This window comes from Vreelandella glaciei, assembly GCF_013415125.1.
GTDB classification, from domain to species: domain Bacteria; phylum Pseudomonadota; class Gammaproteobacteria; order Pseudomonadales; family Halomonadaceae; genus Vreelandella; species Vreelandella glaciei.
Window position 1 is genome coordinate 76421 of the sequence record NZ_JACCDE010000008.1, and the last position, 13528, is coordinate 89948.

General features: G+C 57.8%; 16 protein-coding genes. 10 read left to right on the forward strand and 6 right to left on the reverse strand.

The features are described from left to right. From urtC to urtE, 3 genes are read left to right on the forward strand one after another with little or no spacing between them, the layout of a single operon-like run. Entirely contained in the window at positions 1 to 1173 is a 1173-nt protein-coding gene (urtC, locus tag HZS80_RS07380) for an urea ABC transporter permease subunit UrtC (RefSeq protein WP_179915640.1), read from the forward strand. Further along, positions 1170 to 2006 carry an urea ABC transporter ATP-binding protein UrtD gene (gene urtD, locus HZS80_RS07385; protein ID WP_179915641.1) on the forward strand — a complete coding sequence of 279 codons (837 nt, stop codon included), beginning with the start codon at positions 1170 to 1172 and terminating at the stop codon, positions 2004 to 2006. The genes urtC and urtD overlap by 4 nt, the downstream gene beginning before the upstream one ends. Then, the gene (gene urtE / locus HZS80_RS07390) at positions 2006 to 2713 is read left to right on the forward strand and encodes an urea ABC transporter ATP-binding subunit UrtE (protein ID WP_138799495.1); all 708 of its coding nucleotides are present in this window, start codon (positions 2006 to 2008) and stop codon (positions 2711 to 2713) included. The genes urtD and urtE overlap by 1 nt, the downstream gene beginning before the upstream one ends. Before the next feature lie 97 nt (positions 2714 to 2810). Here the strand turns inward: urtE and HZS80_RS07395 are convergent, their stop codons facing one another. The 6 genes from HZS80_RS07395 to parS form a co-directional block, all read right to left on the reverse strand. Then, entirely contained in the window at positions 2811 to 3731 is a 921-nt protein-coding gene (locus HZS80_RS07395) for a metal ABC transporter permease (protein WP_179915642.1), read from the reverse strand. Then, complete coding sequence (locus HZS80_RS07400) at positions 3728 to 4822, reverse strand: metal ABC transporter permease (RefSeq protein WP_179915643.1); 1095 nt, start codon at positions 4820 to 4822, stop codon at positions 3728 to 3730. The genes HZS80_RS07395 and HZS80_RS07400 overlap by 4 nt, the downstream gene beginning before the upstream one ends. Positions 4823 to 4825: 3 nt before the next feature. Then, a complete protein-coding gene (locus HZS80_RS07405) occupies positions 4826 to 5608 on the reverse strand; it encodes a metal ABC transporter ATP-binding protein (protein ID WP_035555219.1) in 783 nt (260 codons plus the stop codon). A gap of 22 nt (positions 5609 to 5630) precedes the next feature. Then, a complete protein-coding gene (locus HZS80_RS07410) occupies positions 5631 to 6599 on the reverse strand; it encodes a metal ABC transporter solute-binding protein, Zn/Mn family (RefSeq protein WP_035581816.1) in 969 nt (322 codons plus the stop codon). A gap of 242 nt (positions 6600 to 6841) precedes the next feature. Continuing rightward, a complete protein-coding gene (locus HZS80_RS07415; protein WP_035555225.1) occupies positions 6842 to 7306 on the reverse strand; it encodes an RES family NAD+ phosphorylase in 465 nt (154 codons plus the stop codon). Further along, positions 7303 to 7752, reverse strand: coding sequence for a type II RES/Xre toxin-antitoxin system antitoxin (gene parS, locus HZS80_RS07420; RefSeq protein WP_179915644.1), 450 nt, complete (start codon positions 7750 to 7752; stop codon positions 7303 to 7305). Before parS ends, HZS80_RS07415 begins: the two co-directional genes overlap by 4 nt. Before the next feature lie 257 nt (positions 7753 to 8009). On the opposite strand from parS, the gene HZS80_RS07425 reads away from it, so the two are divergent. The 7 genes from HZS80_RS07425 to ureG all read left to right on the forward strand — a co-directional run bounded on the left by HZS80_RS07425 (position 8010) and on the right by ureG (position 13491). Continuing rightward, on the forward strand, positions 8010 to 8894 hold the full coding sequence (locus HZS80_RS07425; RefSeq protein ID WP_179915645.1) for an urease accessory protein UreD: 885 nt from the start codon (positions 8010 to 8012) through the stop codon (positions 8892 to 8894). A 37-nt stretch (positions 8895 to 8931) separates the two neighbouring features. Continuing rightward, positions 8932 to 9234 carry an urease subunit gamma gene (locus HZS80_RS07430; protein ID WP_008956141.1) on the forward strand — a complete coding sequence of 101 codons (303 nt, stop codon included), beginning with the start codon at positions 8932 to 8934 and terminating at the stop codon, positions 9232 to 9234. Between the two features lie 25 nt (positions 9235 to 9259). Next, positions 9260 to 9628, forward strand: a complete 369-nt coding sequence (locus HZS80_RS07435; protein WP_179915646.1) for an urease subunit beta — start codon at positions 9260 to 9262, stop codon at positions 9626 to 9628. Further along, on the forward strand, positions 9625 to 11340 hold the full coding sequence (gene ureC / locus HZS80_RS07440; RefSeq protein ID WP_179915647.1) for an urease subunit alpha: 1716 nt from the start codon (positions 9625 to 9627) through the stop codon (positions 11338 to 11340). Before HZS80_RS07435 ends, ureC begins: the two co-directional genes overlap by 4 nt. A 206-nt stretch (positions 11341 to 11546) precedes the next feature. Beyond that, positions 11547 to 12068: an urease accessory protein UreE gene (gene ureE, locus HZS80_RS07445; protein ID WP_179915648.1), complete on the forward strand. Its 522-nt coding sequence runs from the start codon at positions 11547 to 11549 to the stop codon at positions 12066 to 12068. Then, positions 12058 to 12789 carry an urease accessory protein UreF gene (locus HZS80_RS07450; protein ID WP_246361800.1) on the forward strand — a complete coding sequence of 244 codons (732 nt, stop codon included), beginning with the start codon at positions 12058 to 12060 and terminating at the stop codon, positions 12787 to 12789. Before ureE ends, HZS80_RS07450 begins: the two co-directional genes overlap by 11 nt. A gap of 45 nt (positions 12790 to 12834) precedes the next feature. Next, positions 12835 to 13491, forward strand: a complete 657-nt coding sequence (gene ureG / locus HZS80_RS07455; RefSeq protein WP_035555244.1) for an urease accessory protein UreG — start codon at positions 12835 to 12837, stop codon at positions 13489 to 13491. Positions 13492 to 13528: the final 37 nt, after the last annotated feature.

Below are 13528 nucleotides of genomic sequence, written 5' to 3' on the forward strand. Positions count from 1 at the left end.
ATGTCTTTAACGACCGAATCATCGACGAATTTTTGGCTAACACGCCCATTCAGCGAGCGTTCTACGCAGATTTTTCTCGGCGTGCTACTGGCCGCGCTGGCGCTGGTCACCCTGCTGCACGTGGCAGTGCCGCCGGATAACCCGCTGCATGTGGGCGCCTATACGGTCAACCTATTCGGTAAGTACCTAAGCTACGCGTTGCTGGCTGTGGCGGTGGACTTGGTGTGGGGCTATCTGGGCATTTTGAGCCTCGGCCATGGCGCCTTTTTCGCCATTGGCGGTTACGCCATGGGCATGTACCTGATGCGCCAGATTGGCGATCGCGGTACCTACGGCCATCCGGTGCTGCCGGACTTTATGGTGTTCCTCAACTGGGACAGCCTGCCGTGGTTCTGGCACGGTTTCGATATGGCTTGGTTCGCCTTTGCCATGGTTCTGCTGGCGCCGGGGCTGCTGGCGTTAGTGTTCGGCTTCTTGGCGTTTCGCTCACGGGTCACCGGGGTATATCTGTCGATTATCACCCAGGCACTGACCTTTGCCTTGATGCTGGCTTTCTTCCGCAACGAGATGGGCTTCGGCGGTAATAACGGCCTGACTGACTTCCGCGAAATCGTCGGTTTTGACCTGCGCAGCGATGCCACGCGCCTAGGGTTGTTCCTGGCCACCGGCGTTGCGCTGGCGCTGGGGTATATCCTGTGCCGTGCGATTGTGACCAGCAAGCTGGGGCGGGTCAGCGTGGCCACTCGGGATGCCGAAGCGCGTACGCGCTTTCTCGGTTATCGGGTCGAGCGCTTTCAGCTGTTTGTGTTTGTGGTCTCGGCGATGCTCGCAGGCCTGGCGGGGGCGCTCTACGTGCCGCAAGTGGGGATTATCAACCCCAGCGAGTTCTCGCCGATTTTCTCCATCGAGATTGTGCTGTGGGTCGCACTGGGCGGTCGCGCCACACTCTATGGCGCAGTGATTGGTGCCATTTTAGTTAACTACGCCAAAACCATCTTTACCGGCGTAATGCCTGATGCTTGGCTGTTTGCCCTGGGTGCAATGTTCGTACTGGTCACGGTGTTTCTGCCCAAAGGGGTGGCGGGGCTGTTTCGCTACCTCAAGCGCCGTAAGCGCGAGGAACAAACGACGGATCCTGACCATCAACACACGTCCAAGGAGGCCTCCGCATGAGCTTTCTGCAATCGCTGACACAGCGTGACCGGGTGTTCGATTTTATGGCGCCCCAAGCCTCGCCGGTGGACGTTCGCCATGGGCCGATACTTTACATGGAAGATGTCACCGTGAGCTTCGATGGTTTTAAAGCCATCAATAATCTTAACCTGACCATCAACGACGGTGAGCTGCGCTGCATTATCGGCCCTAACGGGGCGGGTAAAACCACCATGATGGATATTATTACCGGTAAAACCCGACCCACTAGTGGCAGTGTATGGTTTGGCAGCCGCCATAACCTGCTGCACATGAACGAGCCTGATATTGCCAGCCTGGGCATTGGCCGCAAGTTTCAAAAACCCACGGTATTCGAAGCGCTCTCGGTGTTTGAAAATCTGGAGCTGGCCATGGCGGCGGACAAGCGGATTTTTCCTACCCTGACCGCCCGCATGACCGGCGAGATCAAAGACCGCATCGATGACGTACTGGAAACCATTGGCCTGACAGCACTGCGCCATCAACCTGCGGGCATTCTTTCCCACGGCCAGAAGCAGTGGCTGGAGATCGGCATGCTGCTGATGCAGCGCCCGCGTCTACTGCTGGTGGATGAACCGGTGGCGGGCATGACCGAGCAGGAGATGGAGCGCACTGCCGAGTTGCTCACCGGGCTGGCCGGTAAACAGTCCGTGGTGGTGGTGGAGCATGATATGGGCTTTGTGCGTTCGATTGCCCGCCAGGTGACGGTCTTGCATCAGGGCAGCGTGCTGGCGGAAGGCACCATGGATCAAGTCTCCAGCGACCCCAAAGTAATCGAGGTCTACCTGGGTGCCGATGACGAGGAGGCCGCCTGATGCTAGCGATCGAAAAGCTCAACCAGTTTTACGGCGAAAGCCACACCCTCTGGGATCTCGATCTTGAGGTACCCGCCGGTCAGTGTACCTGCGTGATGGGACGCAACGGCGTGGGTAAAACCACGCTGCTGAAAGCCGTGATGGGCGAAGTGGCCGTAAAAAGTGGCGAGCTGCGCTATACCGCCGAGGCAGGCGAGATCGAGCTGACTAAAAAAGCCGTTGAGGCGCGCTCGCGGTTGGGAATTGGCTACGTGCCCCAAGGGCGGCAGATATTTCCGCTGCTGACAGTGGAGGAGAACCTGCGCACCGGTCTTGCCGCCCGCAGTGACGGGCTAAAAAAGATTCCCGAGCGGGTCTATGAACTGTTCCCAGTGCTAAAAGAGATGAAACACCGCCGTGGCGGCGACCTTTCCGGTGGGCAACAGCAGCAGCTGGCGATTGGCCGTGCGCTGGTCATCGAACCCAAACTGCTGATTTTGGACGAGCCAGGTGAGGGCATTCAGCCCAATATCGTCGCCCAAATTGGTCAGGTGATTCGTCAGTTGATCAACGAGGATGGCCTTACGGTACTACTGGTGGAGCAGAAGCTGCCCTTTGCCCGTAAATACGCCGACCGCTTTGTGATTATGGATCGCGGCCGACCGGTGGCCAAAGGGGAGATCAGCGAGCTCTCCAATGAGCTGATCAAGCAGCATCTGACGGTTTAAGTTATCCACACCCGGTTACCGCCTGCCCGGCCAAGCGGTTGTCGAAAGGCGGTCGCTTTTTTGCGCGCGGATGAGCGGTGTTTCCAAAAGCTGGGCTTCAAACGCTGGGCGGCGGTTCCACCGGCGCCTGGCGTGCCCGTTGGCGTTTGACCAGTTGGGTAATCACGCCGTAGCGTGGCCCTGCCAGAAAGGCGAGCATCAGGAATATGCCGGTCATGACGGCCATCATGCCGCCAATGGAGACGTTGAGATACACTGCGAGGTAGTAGCCAGAAATACTCGAGGCGATAGAAATTAGCGCACCGATGATAAACATCATCAACAGCCGGTCGGTCAGCAAATAGGCGGCGGAGGCGGGAACAATGGCAAAGGCGATAAACAACACCGCGCCTACCGCATCAAAGGCCGCCACAGCAGTGGAACTAGTTAGCATTAGCAGCACATAGAAAAGAATCGAGGGCATAAAGCCGAACGTTTTGGCCAGCGCCGGATCGAAGGTGGCCAGCTTCAGCTCCTTATAAAAGAGTCCGATAAACGCATAGTTGAGCACCGTCATCACGCTCATCGATACCAGCGCCTGGGGGATGGGCAGGCCGAAGATGTCGAGTGTATCCAGCCAGACAAAACCGATCTCACCGAGCAGCACGGTATGCGTGTCGATATGCACATCATTGGCATAAATATTCAACAGCAGCACGCCGATAGAGAACAGCGCCGGGAAGACCAGGCCGATAGCGGTATCCTGCTTGACCCGTTTGGTGCTCGCTAAGGCTTCGGTGAGCAAGACGGTTAACAGCCCAGTGAGGGCGGCCCCGATCAGTTGTACCGGCCCGCTCTGTTGCTTGGTCAGCAGCCAGACGATGACGATGCCAAACACAATCGAATGGCTGATTGCGTCGGATAACATGCTGTTGCCGCGGAGCACTAAAAAGGTGCCCACCGCCGAGGAGGCGATGCCTACCATCGCGCCCACTAGCATAATGGGCAGGGCAGTTGTGGTCAGTAGCTCTGCCATCATGATGCTAATTCCTCAAAGGCCGCGACCACTCTTCTAGCCTCCTCCTGGCCCTGTGCCGTTAGCCCCCAGCCGTCGTCGCCGCGTGGAGAGCGGGTTAGGTAGCCTTGCTGCTTAAGCTTGTTGAGCATCCTGCGTGAACCGAGTGTTGAAGGGGTGCATGAGGGATCAGCCGTGTGTTTATATAGCGCATAAAGTAGCTGCTGTTTCTGCAGCGCTGACTTCTGGCGATAGTGCTTTATCACACCCCACAGCAGCCCACGGCCGGGCGCCAATGCCAACGATATAAGCACAATGACGGTTGCGGTCAGGACAATCAGCGGGCCGGTTGCCAGGCCGCGCGATAGGGTGCTGATGGTTGCCCCTGACACGCCACTGACAATACCGACGCCTGCGGCGATGGTGAGCATGCCGCCTAGGTGGCGGCTCCACTGTCGCGCGGCCGCCGCGGGTGCCACGATCATGGCGGCCATCAAAATCACACCGACCATCTGCAGGCCGACGACGACCGCTAGCGCAACCATAGCGGTGAGCGATGCTTCAATCACGGTGATAGGCATGCCGAGCGTGCGGGCGTACTCCGCATCAAAGGTGACCAGCTTGGCCTGTTTCCAGAAGACGGCAAGCAGTAGCAGCGTGACCAGCGTAATGCTGCCCATCACCCATAAATCGGAGCGCAGCGTCGCGGCGGCCTGGCCGAACAGAAAGGCCTCAAGACCGCCCTGGGAGGCGTTATTGGTACTCTGGATATAGGTGAGCAGAACGATACCCACGGCAAAAAAGATACTCAGGCAGGCGCCCAGGGCAGCGTCCGTTTTCAGGCGGCTTAAGCGCGTCAGCATCAGCATAATCAGCGCGGCGGCGGAGCCGGTGATCAGTGAACCAATAATAATCCCGCCAATATCCCGGCTGCCGGTGATGATAAAGCTTAAACAGATGCCGGGAAGGGCGGCGTGGGAAATCGCGTCTCCCAGCAGGCTTTGGCGACGCAGCACCGCAAAACAGCCCAGCGGGCCGCTGATCAGCCCCAGCAGCGAGGCGCCAATGACGACATTCTGAAAGGTGTAGTCAGATAAAAGCTCAAGCCACACCATGGGTTACTTCACCTTTGAGGCGGCAAACATTAACGATTCATTGTCGTTAAGTAGCGCGATTTGACCGCCGTAAGCCTGGCGCAGGTGATCGATCTTGAACACCTCCTCGGCCTTGCCGCTGGCGATGACTCGCACGTTGAGTAGCAGTAGCCAGTCAAAGTAGGTGCGAACCGTTTGCAGATCGTGGTGTACCACAATCAGCGTCTTACCCGCGTCGCGCAGGCGGCGCAGGATATCGATAATGGCCCGCTCGGTGGTGGCATCGACGCCCGCCATGGGTTCATCAAGAAAATACACATCGGCTTGCTGCACCAGCGCACGGGCCAAAAATACGCGCTGCTGCTGGCCACCTGAGAGCTGGCTAATTTGGCGCTCAGCCAAGGCACTCATACCGACCATTTCAAGTGCTTCCTGCGCCTCGTGGCGCTCTTTTCGCCCCGGTCTTTTGAGCCAACCTAAACGCCCGTAAAGCCCCATGGTGACCACATCCAGTGCAGTGGTGGGAAAATCCCAGTCAACGCTTGAGCGCTGGGGCACGTAGCCCACCCGTTTACGCTGCGTGGCGTAAGGTCGCCCATGCACCATCACCTCTCCTGACAGCGACGGCACCAGCCCCAGTAGGCTTTTGATCAACGTGCTCTTGCCCGCCCCGTTAGGGCCGACAATGCCCGCCATGACACCGGCGGGGATATCCAGATCGATATCCCAAAGCACGGGCTGGTTATGGTAGCTCACCGTCAGGTTTTTAATACTCAGTGCGGTGTCTGTAAGGTCGGATGTCGCCATGGATCACTGCCTTATCGAATGCTTATTGAGCGAGTTGCCACTCGCTGGCCCAGTCATCCAGTGCCTTTGGCAGCGGGGCCAAGGAACCGCCTAGCGCCTCGACAATGTGCTGGGTGTTACGGTAGATCATGCCCATATAGGTACCATCTACCGTGCCTTCATCGCCCATGGCGTCGGAATAAAGCTGGCCGCCGATGGTCACATCATGGCCGCGCTGCCTTGCAGCATCGATCACTGCCTGAATGGTGCGTGGATTGATGGTGCTCTCGACAAATATGGCGGGCACGTTACGGGCAACAACGCTATCCGCCATGCTGCGAATATCGGCGATCCCAGTTTCGGTTTCGGTACTGATGCCCTGAATCCCTTCCACCTCAATGTCATAGGCACGGCCAAAGTAGCTGAACGCGTCGTGGGCGGTGACGAGAATACGCTGCTCTTCGGGGATGCTGGCAATGCTCTCTTTAACCCACTCATGCAAGGCTAGCAACTGAGCCTGATAACGCTCGGTATTGGTTTCAATCGTCGTGGCGCACTCAGGGCGTGCTTCGCTCAATGCATCGCTTAGGGTGGGCAGTGTTTGGGCCCATAAAGAGACATCCATCCACAGGTGAGGGTCGACTCCGTAGACATCCTGAGCGGTGATCAACGACGCCGGATCAATGGAAGCGGGCGCCACGGCAAGCGTGGGTGTTCGTGCCGAGAAATTCTCCAGCACACTCCCCAGCTGTCCTTCCAATGAGTAGCCTGAATAGAGAATGTGTTCGGCGCCCCGCAGCAAGGCCACGTCGCTAGCGCTTGCCTGATACAGATGGGGGTCTACGCCGGGGCCCATCATGGCTTCCACATTAACGCATTCGCCGCCTACTTCCTGCGCTACATCGGCAATCATCCCAATCGTTGCCACCACGTTTAAGGGCGTTTCATCGGCAGTTGCCAACGCACTAAAAGGCAGCGTTCCCAATAGAATCACGGCATATTTTGTTGCCATTATTTAGCTCCAGACTCGTCATGAGGTAGATGGGTTGAAGTTGCTTTGTGTAAACTGGTTGTCCTAGGGAAAGAAGTATAGCCTTGGCTAAGTTTGTGACGCTATTGATGAAATGTCAAGCGGATAAAAGACGCTGAGGTGGGCTGAAAAAGGCATTTGAGTATTGCGGGAATAAACGTAAGACGGGCTACTAACGCGCCTTTGAAGTCTGCTAAGAACGGTTTAAGTTATCCACACCCGGTTCAAAGTCTTGGATCGGGCTGGAAGGGCAGTGCCTCGGCCGTCGCGATGATTTGATCGAATAAGGGGTGCGCCGTATTGAGCATGTAGTTGAGCTCTCTCGGCACGACCACGCTCGGCACTGCCAGTGCCAGACTTTGGTTGGATGCCAGCCAGCCATCGCCAAGTTCAGCAGTCTCTGCGGGCGCTGGGGCTTCCTGCCAGTTTTCCGGTAGATCTTCTTCGCCAACGCTTAGAATGGTGTCTGCTGGCAGCGTTAGGCGCAGCAGCGCATACGCATTGAGCAGCCGATAGCTTTCCAGATTCACCATAGTTTCCAGTAGCGCCAGCGACTCGGAGCTTGCCACATACACACAGGCATTCCCCGGGCTGTTCCAGCGCCCACCGTAAAGCCGTGCGCCCTCGCCATCAAACGCTGTTTCCTGAAACTTACGCTTAACCAGCCGATAGGCGGTGACCTCGTTCATACCGAGACCCCGTGCTCCAGCCGCCCGATGAGGTTCAACACCGTTTGATACTCCGCCGATGTGGCGCTCATTTCGACAGGGCGACGACCGCCTAGCCCGGCATTGGGTTTGAGCAGCCAGGCGCGGGCGCCCTCCGCGTCCCCCTCGAATAGATCCAGTGTCGCCTTGAAAAGCTCAGCAAAGCGATACAGCCGGTCACTCTCCGCCATTTTGAAGCGGCCCGATTTGGCGCGACGGCTGAGCGTGGCAGAGGGAATATCCACATAGCGCGCCAGGGCCTTCTGCTCGATACCTGATACCTTGGCAAGTTGGGGATAGACACGATATTCCACGCCTGCATGTAGCAGCTCATGCAGCTTACGGCCGCGAGCAGGCAGACCAACTTGCTGCCAGAATCCGGGCGCCAAAGCTTTGGGAGGCTGATATTGAGTGAAATGGATATCCATGGTGTTTTCCATTTGATAGTTTTATGGGCTATCAAATGATATACAGAGTGATGACGCATTCGTCAAGGGCAAGAGTAGTGCCCTTGTATGGTGCTTTTTAGTTCTATTTAGCACTTTTTTGGTGCGTTTTTAATTTATGTAGCTAACAAAACGCAGTATTAGTCTGATGAATGGCCCTGTCCTCTGCTTTTCACCATTTTGGCGCATTAATTGCACTAATTAGTGAATGGCTTACTGAAAGGAAGCGATAGCTAATTATGATGCTATGCGATATCGCAAAATCTCCCCTTGCCTCTGGCCACCGCTTTGACCAGGACCGCTACTGGGCGGCATCGTTAGATCTGCGGTTTGCCCAGCGCGACGGCGTTACCCGCATGGTGCAGGCGCGCCATCAAGGGCCGCTGCGGGTACAGCGGCCGTTCTATCCGGAAGGCCGCAGTGAGGCGTGCCATGTCTATGTGCTTCATCCACCGGGCGGGCTGGTGAGCGGCGATGCGCTCACCATTAGCGCTCACGTCGAAGGCGGTGCCCATGCGCTACTCACAACGCCTGCCGCCAATAAACTCTACAAAGCCGACAGTCAGGGCGTGGCATGGACTCAGCATACCCGGTTAAGCGTTGAAGACGATGCCACTCTGGAGTGGTTGCCCCAGGAGACCATCGCCTTCGATGGCTCGAAAGGCGAGCAGCGCACCCAAATTGATCTTCACGGCAGTGCCCGCTGCCTGGGCTGGGAGGTGATGGCGCTGGGCCGCCCGGCAAGCGACTTACCCTATGTTTCCGGACGCATTGAGCAACACTTCCGCTTAACCCTGGACGGCAAGCCGCTGTGGTTAGAGCGCCAACCGTTAGACCCACTTCACCCACGCTTTGCCGGGCGCTGGGGGCAGGGTGGTGCCACCGTGCAGGCCACGCTCTGGGCGGTAGGCATTGCCGATGCGCCTGGGGCGATTGAAGCCTTGCGTGAAGCGCTGCCGGATAACCCCCGTTGGGCGGTTACCGTCCGTCACGGTGTTCTGCTGCTGCGCTATTTAGGCAACTCGCGTAACGAAGCCTGGGCGTTATGCGAACAGGCCTGGCAACTGCTGCGCCCCCGGTGGATCGAGCGTGAAGCACATACCCCACGAATTTGGCTAACCTAATAGGCATCACTGCGATGCACTGCTGGAGACACGTTCCATGGAATTAACCCCAAGAGACAAAGACAAGCTGCTGCTGTTCTCAGCCGCCCAGCTGGCGGAGCGCCGCAAAGCACGTGGTTTAAAGCTTAATTACCCCGAAGCGGTAGCGCTGATCAGCTTTGAAATTATGGAAGGCGCCCGGGATGGTCGCAGCGTGGCGGACTTAATGAGCTATGGTCGCGAAATCCTTAGCCGTGAGGATGTGATGGACGGCGTCGCCGAGATGGTCGACGAAGTGCAGGTAGAAGCCACCTTCCCCGACGGCACTAAGCTGGTCACTGTCCACACACCTATCAACTAGTTGTCAGCAACCAGGAGAGCGCCTGATGATTCCCGGTGAGTACCAATTAAAACAGGGTGATATCGAACTGTGTGCTGGGCGTGAGCGGATTAGCGTCGAAGTGGCCAATACCGGCGACCGTCCCATCCAGATCGGCTCCCACTACCACTTCGCCGAAGCCAACCCGGCGCTGGTGTTTGATCGCGCCAAAACCCGAGGTTTTCGCTTGGACGTCGCCGCTGGCACGGCAATTCGCTTTGAGCCCGGCCAGACCCGCGAAGTCACGCTGATCCCGTTTGTCGGTAAGCGCGAAATTTACGGCTTTCGCGGCGATGTCATGGGCGCGCTACTTTCTAACGCGCCCGATGCCGCGCGAAATGAACAAAAACCAGGCGAAGCGGGAGGTCAGTCATGAAGCCTGCCAACAAGATCAGTCGGCAAGCCTACGCCGATATGTACGGCCCCACGGTGGGCGACCGCGTGCGCCTGGGCGATACCGAGCTGTGGATCGAAGTCGAGAAAGACGCCACCCACTACGGCGATGAAGTGAAGTTCGGCGGTGGCAAGGTCATTCGCGACGGCATGGGCCAAAGCCAGCGCGCCGACGACACGGTGATGGATACCGTGATTACCAACGCACTGATTCTCGATTGGTGGGGTATCGTTAAAGCCGACGTGGGCATTCAGAACGGTCGCATCGCCGCGATTGGCAAGGCGGGCAACCCAGACGTACAGCCCGATGTGGAGATCGTGATTGGCCCCGGCACCGAAATCATCTCCGGCGAAGGTAAGATCCTCACTGCCGGCGGCATCGACTCTCATATCCACTTTATTTGCCCCCAGCAGGTCGAAGAAGCGCTGATGAGCGGCGTGACCACCATGCTCGGCGGCGGCACCGGCCCAGCCACCGGCACCAACGCCACCACCTGCACGCCAGGCCCCTGGCATATCGGCAAAATGCTCCAGGCGGTGGACGATATGCCGATGAATATCGGCTTTCTGGGCAAGGGTAACGCCAGCCTGCCCGAGTCCCTGGAGCTACAGCTTAAAGCGGGTGCCATGGGGCTCAAACTGCATGAAGACTGGGGCACCACACCTGCCTCGATCAATAACTGCCTCAACGTGGCGGATGCCTACGATGTGCAGGTGGCGATTCACACCGACACCCTGAACGAATCAGGCTTTGTGGAAGACACCCTGGCCGCGTTCAAAGAGCGCTGCATTCACACTTACCACACCGAAGGTGCGGGCGGCGGCCACGCACCGGATATTCTCACCGCCTGCTCCAAACCTTATGTGCTGCCTTCGTCCACCAACCCAACGCGGCCCTACACAGTCAATACTATCGACGAACACCTCGATATGCTGATGGTGTGCCACCACCTCGACCCCAATATCCCCGAAGACGTGGCCTTCGCCGACTCACGCATTCGCCGCGAAACCATCGCCGCCGAGGATATCCTCCACGATTTGGGTGTGATCTCGATGATCGCTTCAGACTCCCAAGCCATGGGGCGGGTCGGTGAAGTGGTCTGCCGCACCTGGCAAACCGCCCACAAAATGAAGGTGCAGCGCGGCCTGCTGCCGGAAGACGAAGCGATGGGTGCCGATAACTTTCGCGCTAAGCGCTATATCGCCAAGTACACCATCAACCCGGCAATCACCCACGGCATCGCCCACGAAGTGGGCTCCATCGAAGTCGGTAAACTGGCGGACCTGGTGCTATGGAAACCGGCCTTCTTTGGCGTGAAGCCAGCGATGATGATCAAAGGCGGCATGATTGCAGCGGCGCCCATGGGCGACCCCAACGCTTCGATTCCCACCCCGCAGCCAGTGCATTACCGCTATATGTTTGGTGCCTTTGGCCGTGCGGCCAGCCAAACCCGGCTCAGTTTTGTCAGCCAAGCCGCGCTGGATGCGGGTATTAAAGAGACCTTGGGACTAAACAGCGAACTGGCGGCGTGTAAAAACGTGCGCCAAGTGCGCAAAAAGGATATGAAGCTGAACGATGCCTGCCCGGAGCTGACGGTAGACCCGCAAACCTACGAAGTGCGCTGTGACGGTGAAATTTTAACTTGCGAGCCCGCCACCGAGCTGCCGCTAGCTCAGCGTTATCATTTGTTTTAATTGAGGCTATTTCATTAGTTAGAGGTGACGGGGGTAGGCCGTAGAGAGGGTCTTTTGCCAAGGCCGGAAAATGTTCCCAACAATTCCGGCATTTCCGCCATCCATGGCGGTCAGATGGCAAAAGTAGCGTACAGGGAGGTATTCACAGCGCCCTCTCGTAGGCCTACCCGCGGCACAGCCGCAGAGATAGCGAAGGGACGAGAGCAATGCTGAAATTAATAGAACGTTTAGGGCCAGTGGAAGAGAGTGCCGCTAGCGACACGCTGACGCTGCCCTTTGAGCTGCGCATTCGTGGGCGCTTAAAAGCGCAAAGCGATAGCGGCCGCGAGCTGGGGTTGTTTCTCGATCGCGGCCCGGTGCTGCGCAGCGGTGAAGGCCTGAAAGCCGAAAGCGGCGAAGTGGTGCGTGTTTGCGCCGCCGTAGAACCGGTAGTCACTGCAAGAGTAAGTACTGGCTTACCGCTGGCGCGGTTGGCCTACCACCTGGGTAATCGCCATGTACAGCTGGCGCTGGGTGAAGATGAAAAGGGCGGCTGGTTACGCTTCCCGCCGGATCACGTGCTGGAAGAACTCGCCGAGCTTCTGGGGGCCGAACTAGAGCACCACAACGCCACCTTCGACCCCGAGCCGGGTGCTTATAACCAAGTGGGCGGTGGGCATTCACATGGCCATTCTCACGGTCATTCACACGATCATGACCACCCGCATGAGCACCACCATGCACACTGAGCTTACCGCACTAGAACGCCAAGGCGACGAACTAGCGCTGCTTGGGCTGATGCAGTTGGTGAGCCCCGCGCTGCCGATTGGTGCCTTTGCCTTCTCCCAAGGGCTGGAAAGCGCCTTCGAGCTGGACTGGGTGCGCGATGAAGCCAGCCTTGCCGAGTGGTTAAGCGGCGTACTGGAGGACGGCCTGACCCGCTGCGAGCTGCCCGTGCTGGCGCGGCTGCATGAAGCGTTAGATCAAGGGGATAGCCAATCAATCGCCACATGGGAAGAGTGGCTGGCCGCCACCCGGGAAACCGCCGAGCTGGCCGCTGAAGACAGCCGCCTGGGCGTCTCGCTTAAGCGCCTACTGGGCAGTTTGGATTTATTGCCAAGAGACCAACAGCTGCCAAGTGAGGACTTACTAACGCCTTTGCTCCCGCCTCAGGCAGGCTATGTGACGCTGTTTGCCTACACGGCTCACTTACGTGGCGTGTCCGTGCGCCAAACCCTACTGGGGTTTGCCTGGGCGTGGTTAGAGAACCAGTTAGCAGTGGCCTGTAAAGCACTTCCGCTGGGCCATACCGCTGCTCAGCGCGTGATTGAGCAGCTGCGCCCAGCGCTAGTGGATGCCGTTAACCAAGCGCTAGCGCTGAAAGATGACGAACTAGGCCCGGTGCTGCCCGGTTTGGCCCTGGCCAGTGCCCTGCACGAAACGCAATATTCGCGCCTGTTTAGAAGTTAAAAAGCTCATAAGTTAAATAGCTTAGAAGTTAACGAGGAGAGAACGATGACTCACTGTTTACGTGTTGGTGTGGGCGGCCCGGTAGGGTCCGGTAAAACCGCGCTGCTCAAGCAACTCTGCTTAGCGCTGCGGGATTACTACGACATCGCCGTGGTCACCAACGATATCTATACCCGTGAAGACGCCGACTTTCTGCTCAAGCACGATGCACTCCCTGCGGATCGTATTCTGGGGGTTGAGACCGGCGGCTGCCCGCATACGGCCATTCGTGAAGATGCCTCGATGAACCTGGCCGCCATCGATGAGCTGCAGGCGCGTCACCCGAAGCTGGAGCTGGTGATGGTCGAGTCGGGCGGTGACAACCTCTCGGCCACCTTCAGCCCCGAGCTTTCCGATCTGACGCTGTACGTCATTGATGTTTCCGCAGGCGATAAAATCCCCCGTAAAGGCGGGCCGGGTATCACCAAGTCTGACCTGCTGATCATTAATAAAATCGATATCGCCGAGTATGTTCACGCTTCGCTAGAAGTGATGGAACGCGACTCGAAGAAAATGCGCGGCGAACGCCCCTTCGTGTTTACCAATCTTTATGACGGGGTAGGGCTTGAGGAGATCATCCGCTTTATTCTCGACAAAGGGATGCTGGATGAGCGGCGCCCGCAGGCTGATAAAGCGGCTGCCGTGAGTACAGGGGCAATTTAGTAAGTCCGCGATAGACAAAGGCCGCCAAATGTTTGGC

Excerpts from the sequence above, each read along its gene's own strand:
- urtC (WP_179915640.1), top strand. The coding sequence starts at position 1 with ATGTCTTTAACGACCGAATCATCGACGAATTTTTGGCTAACACGCCCA.
- urtD (WP_179915641.1), top strand. The coding sequence starts at position 1,170 with ATGAGCTTTCTGCAATCGCTGACACAGCGTGACCGGGTGTTCGATTTT.
- urtE (WP_138799495.1), top strand. The coding sequence starts at position 2,006 with ATGCTAGCGATCGAAAAGCTCAACCAGTTTTACGGCGAAAGCCACACC.
- HZS80_RS07395 (WP_179915642.1), bottom strand. The coding sequence starts at position 3,731 with ATGATGGCAGAGCTACTGACCACAACTGCCCTGCCCATTATGCTAGTG.
- HZS80_RS07400 (WP_179915643.1), bottom strand. The coding sequence starts at position 4,822 with ATGGTGTGGCTTGAGCTTTTATCTGACTACACCTTTCAGAATGTCGTC.
- HZS80_RS07405 (WP_035555219.1), bottom strand. The coding sequence starts at position 5,608 with ATGGCGACATCCGACCTTACAGACACCGCACTGAGTATTAAAAACCTG.
- HZS80_RS07410 (WP_035581816.1), bottom strand. The coding sequence starts at position 6,599 with ATGGCAACAAAATATGCCGTGATTCTATTGGGAACGCTGCCTTTTAGT.
- HZS80_RS07415 (WP_035555225.1), bottom strand. The coding sequence starts at position 7,306 with ATGAACGAGGTCACCGCCTATCGGCTGGTTAAGCGTAAGTTTCAGGAA.
- parS (WP_179915644.1), bottom strand. The coding sequence starts at position 7,752 with ATGGATATCCATTTCACTCAATATCAGCCTCCCAAAGCTTTGGCGCCC.
- HZS80_RS07425 (WP_179915645.1), top strand. The coding sequence starts at position 8,010 with ATGATGCTATGCGATATCGCAAAATCTCCCCTTGCCTCTGGCCACCGC.
- HZS80_RS07430 (WP_008956141.1), top strand. The coding sequence starts at position 8,932 with ATGGAATTAACCCCAAGAGACAAAGACAAGCTGCTGCTGTTCTCAGCC.
- HZS80_RS07435 (WP_179915646.1), top strand. The coding sequence starts at position 9,260 with ATGATTCCCGGTGAGTACCAATTAAAACAGGGTGATATCGAACTGTGT.
- ureC (WP_179915647.1), top strand. The coding sequence starts at position 9,625 with ATGAAGCCTGCCAACAAGATCAGTCGGCAAGCCTACGCCGATATGTAC.
- ureE (WP_179915648.1), top strand. The coding sequence starts at position 11,547 with ATGCTGAAATTAATAGAACGTTTAGGGCCAGTGGAAGAGAGTGCCGCT.
- HZS80_RS07450 (WP_246361800.1), top strand. The coding sequence starts at position 12,058 with ATGCACACTGAGCTTACCGCACTAGAACGCCAAGGCGACGAACTAGCG.
- ureG (WP_035555244.1), top strand. The coding sequence starts at position 12,835 with ATGACTCACTGTTTACGTGTTGGTGTGGGCGGCCCGGTAGGGTCCGGT.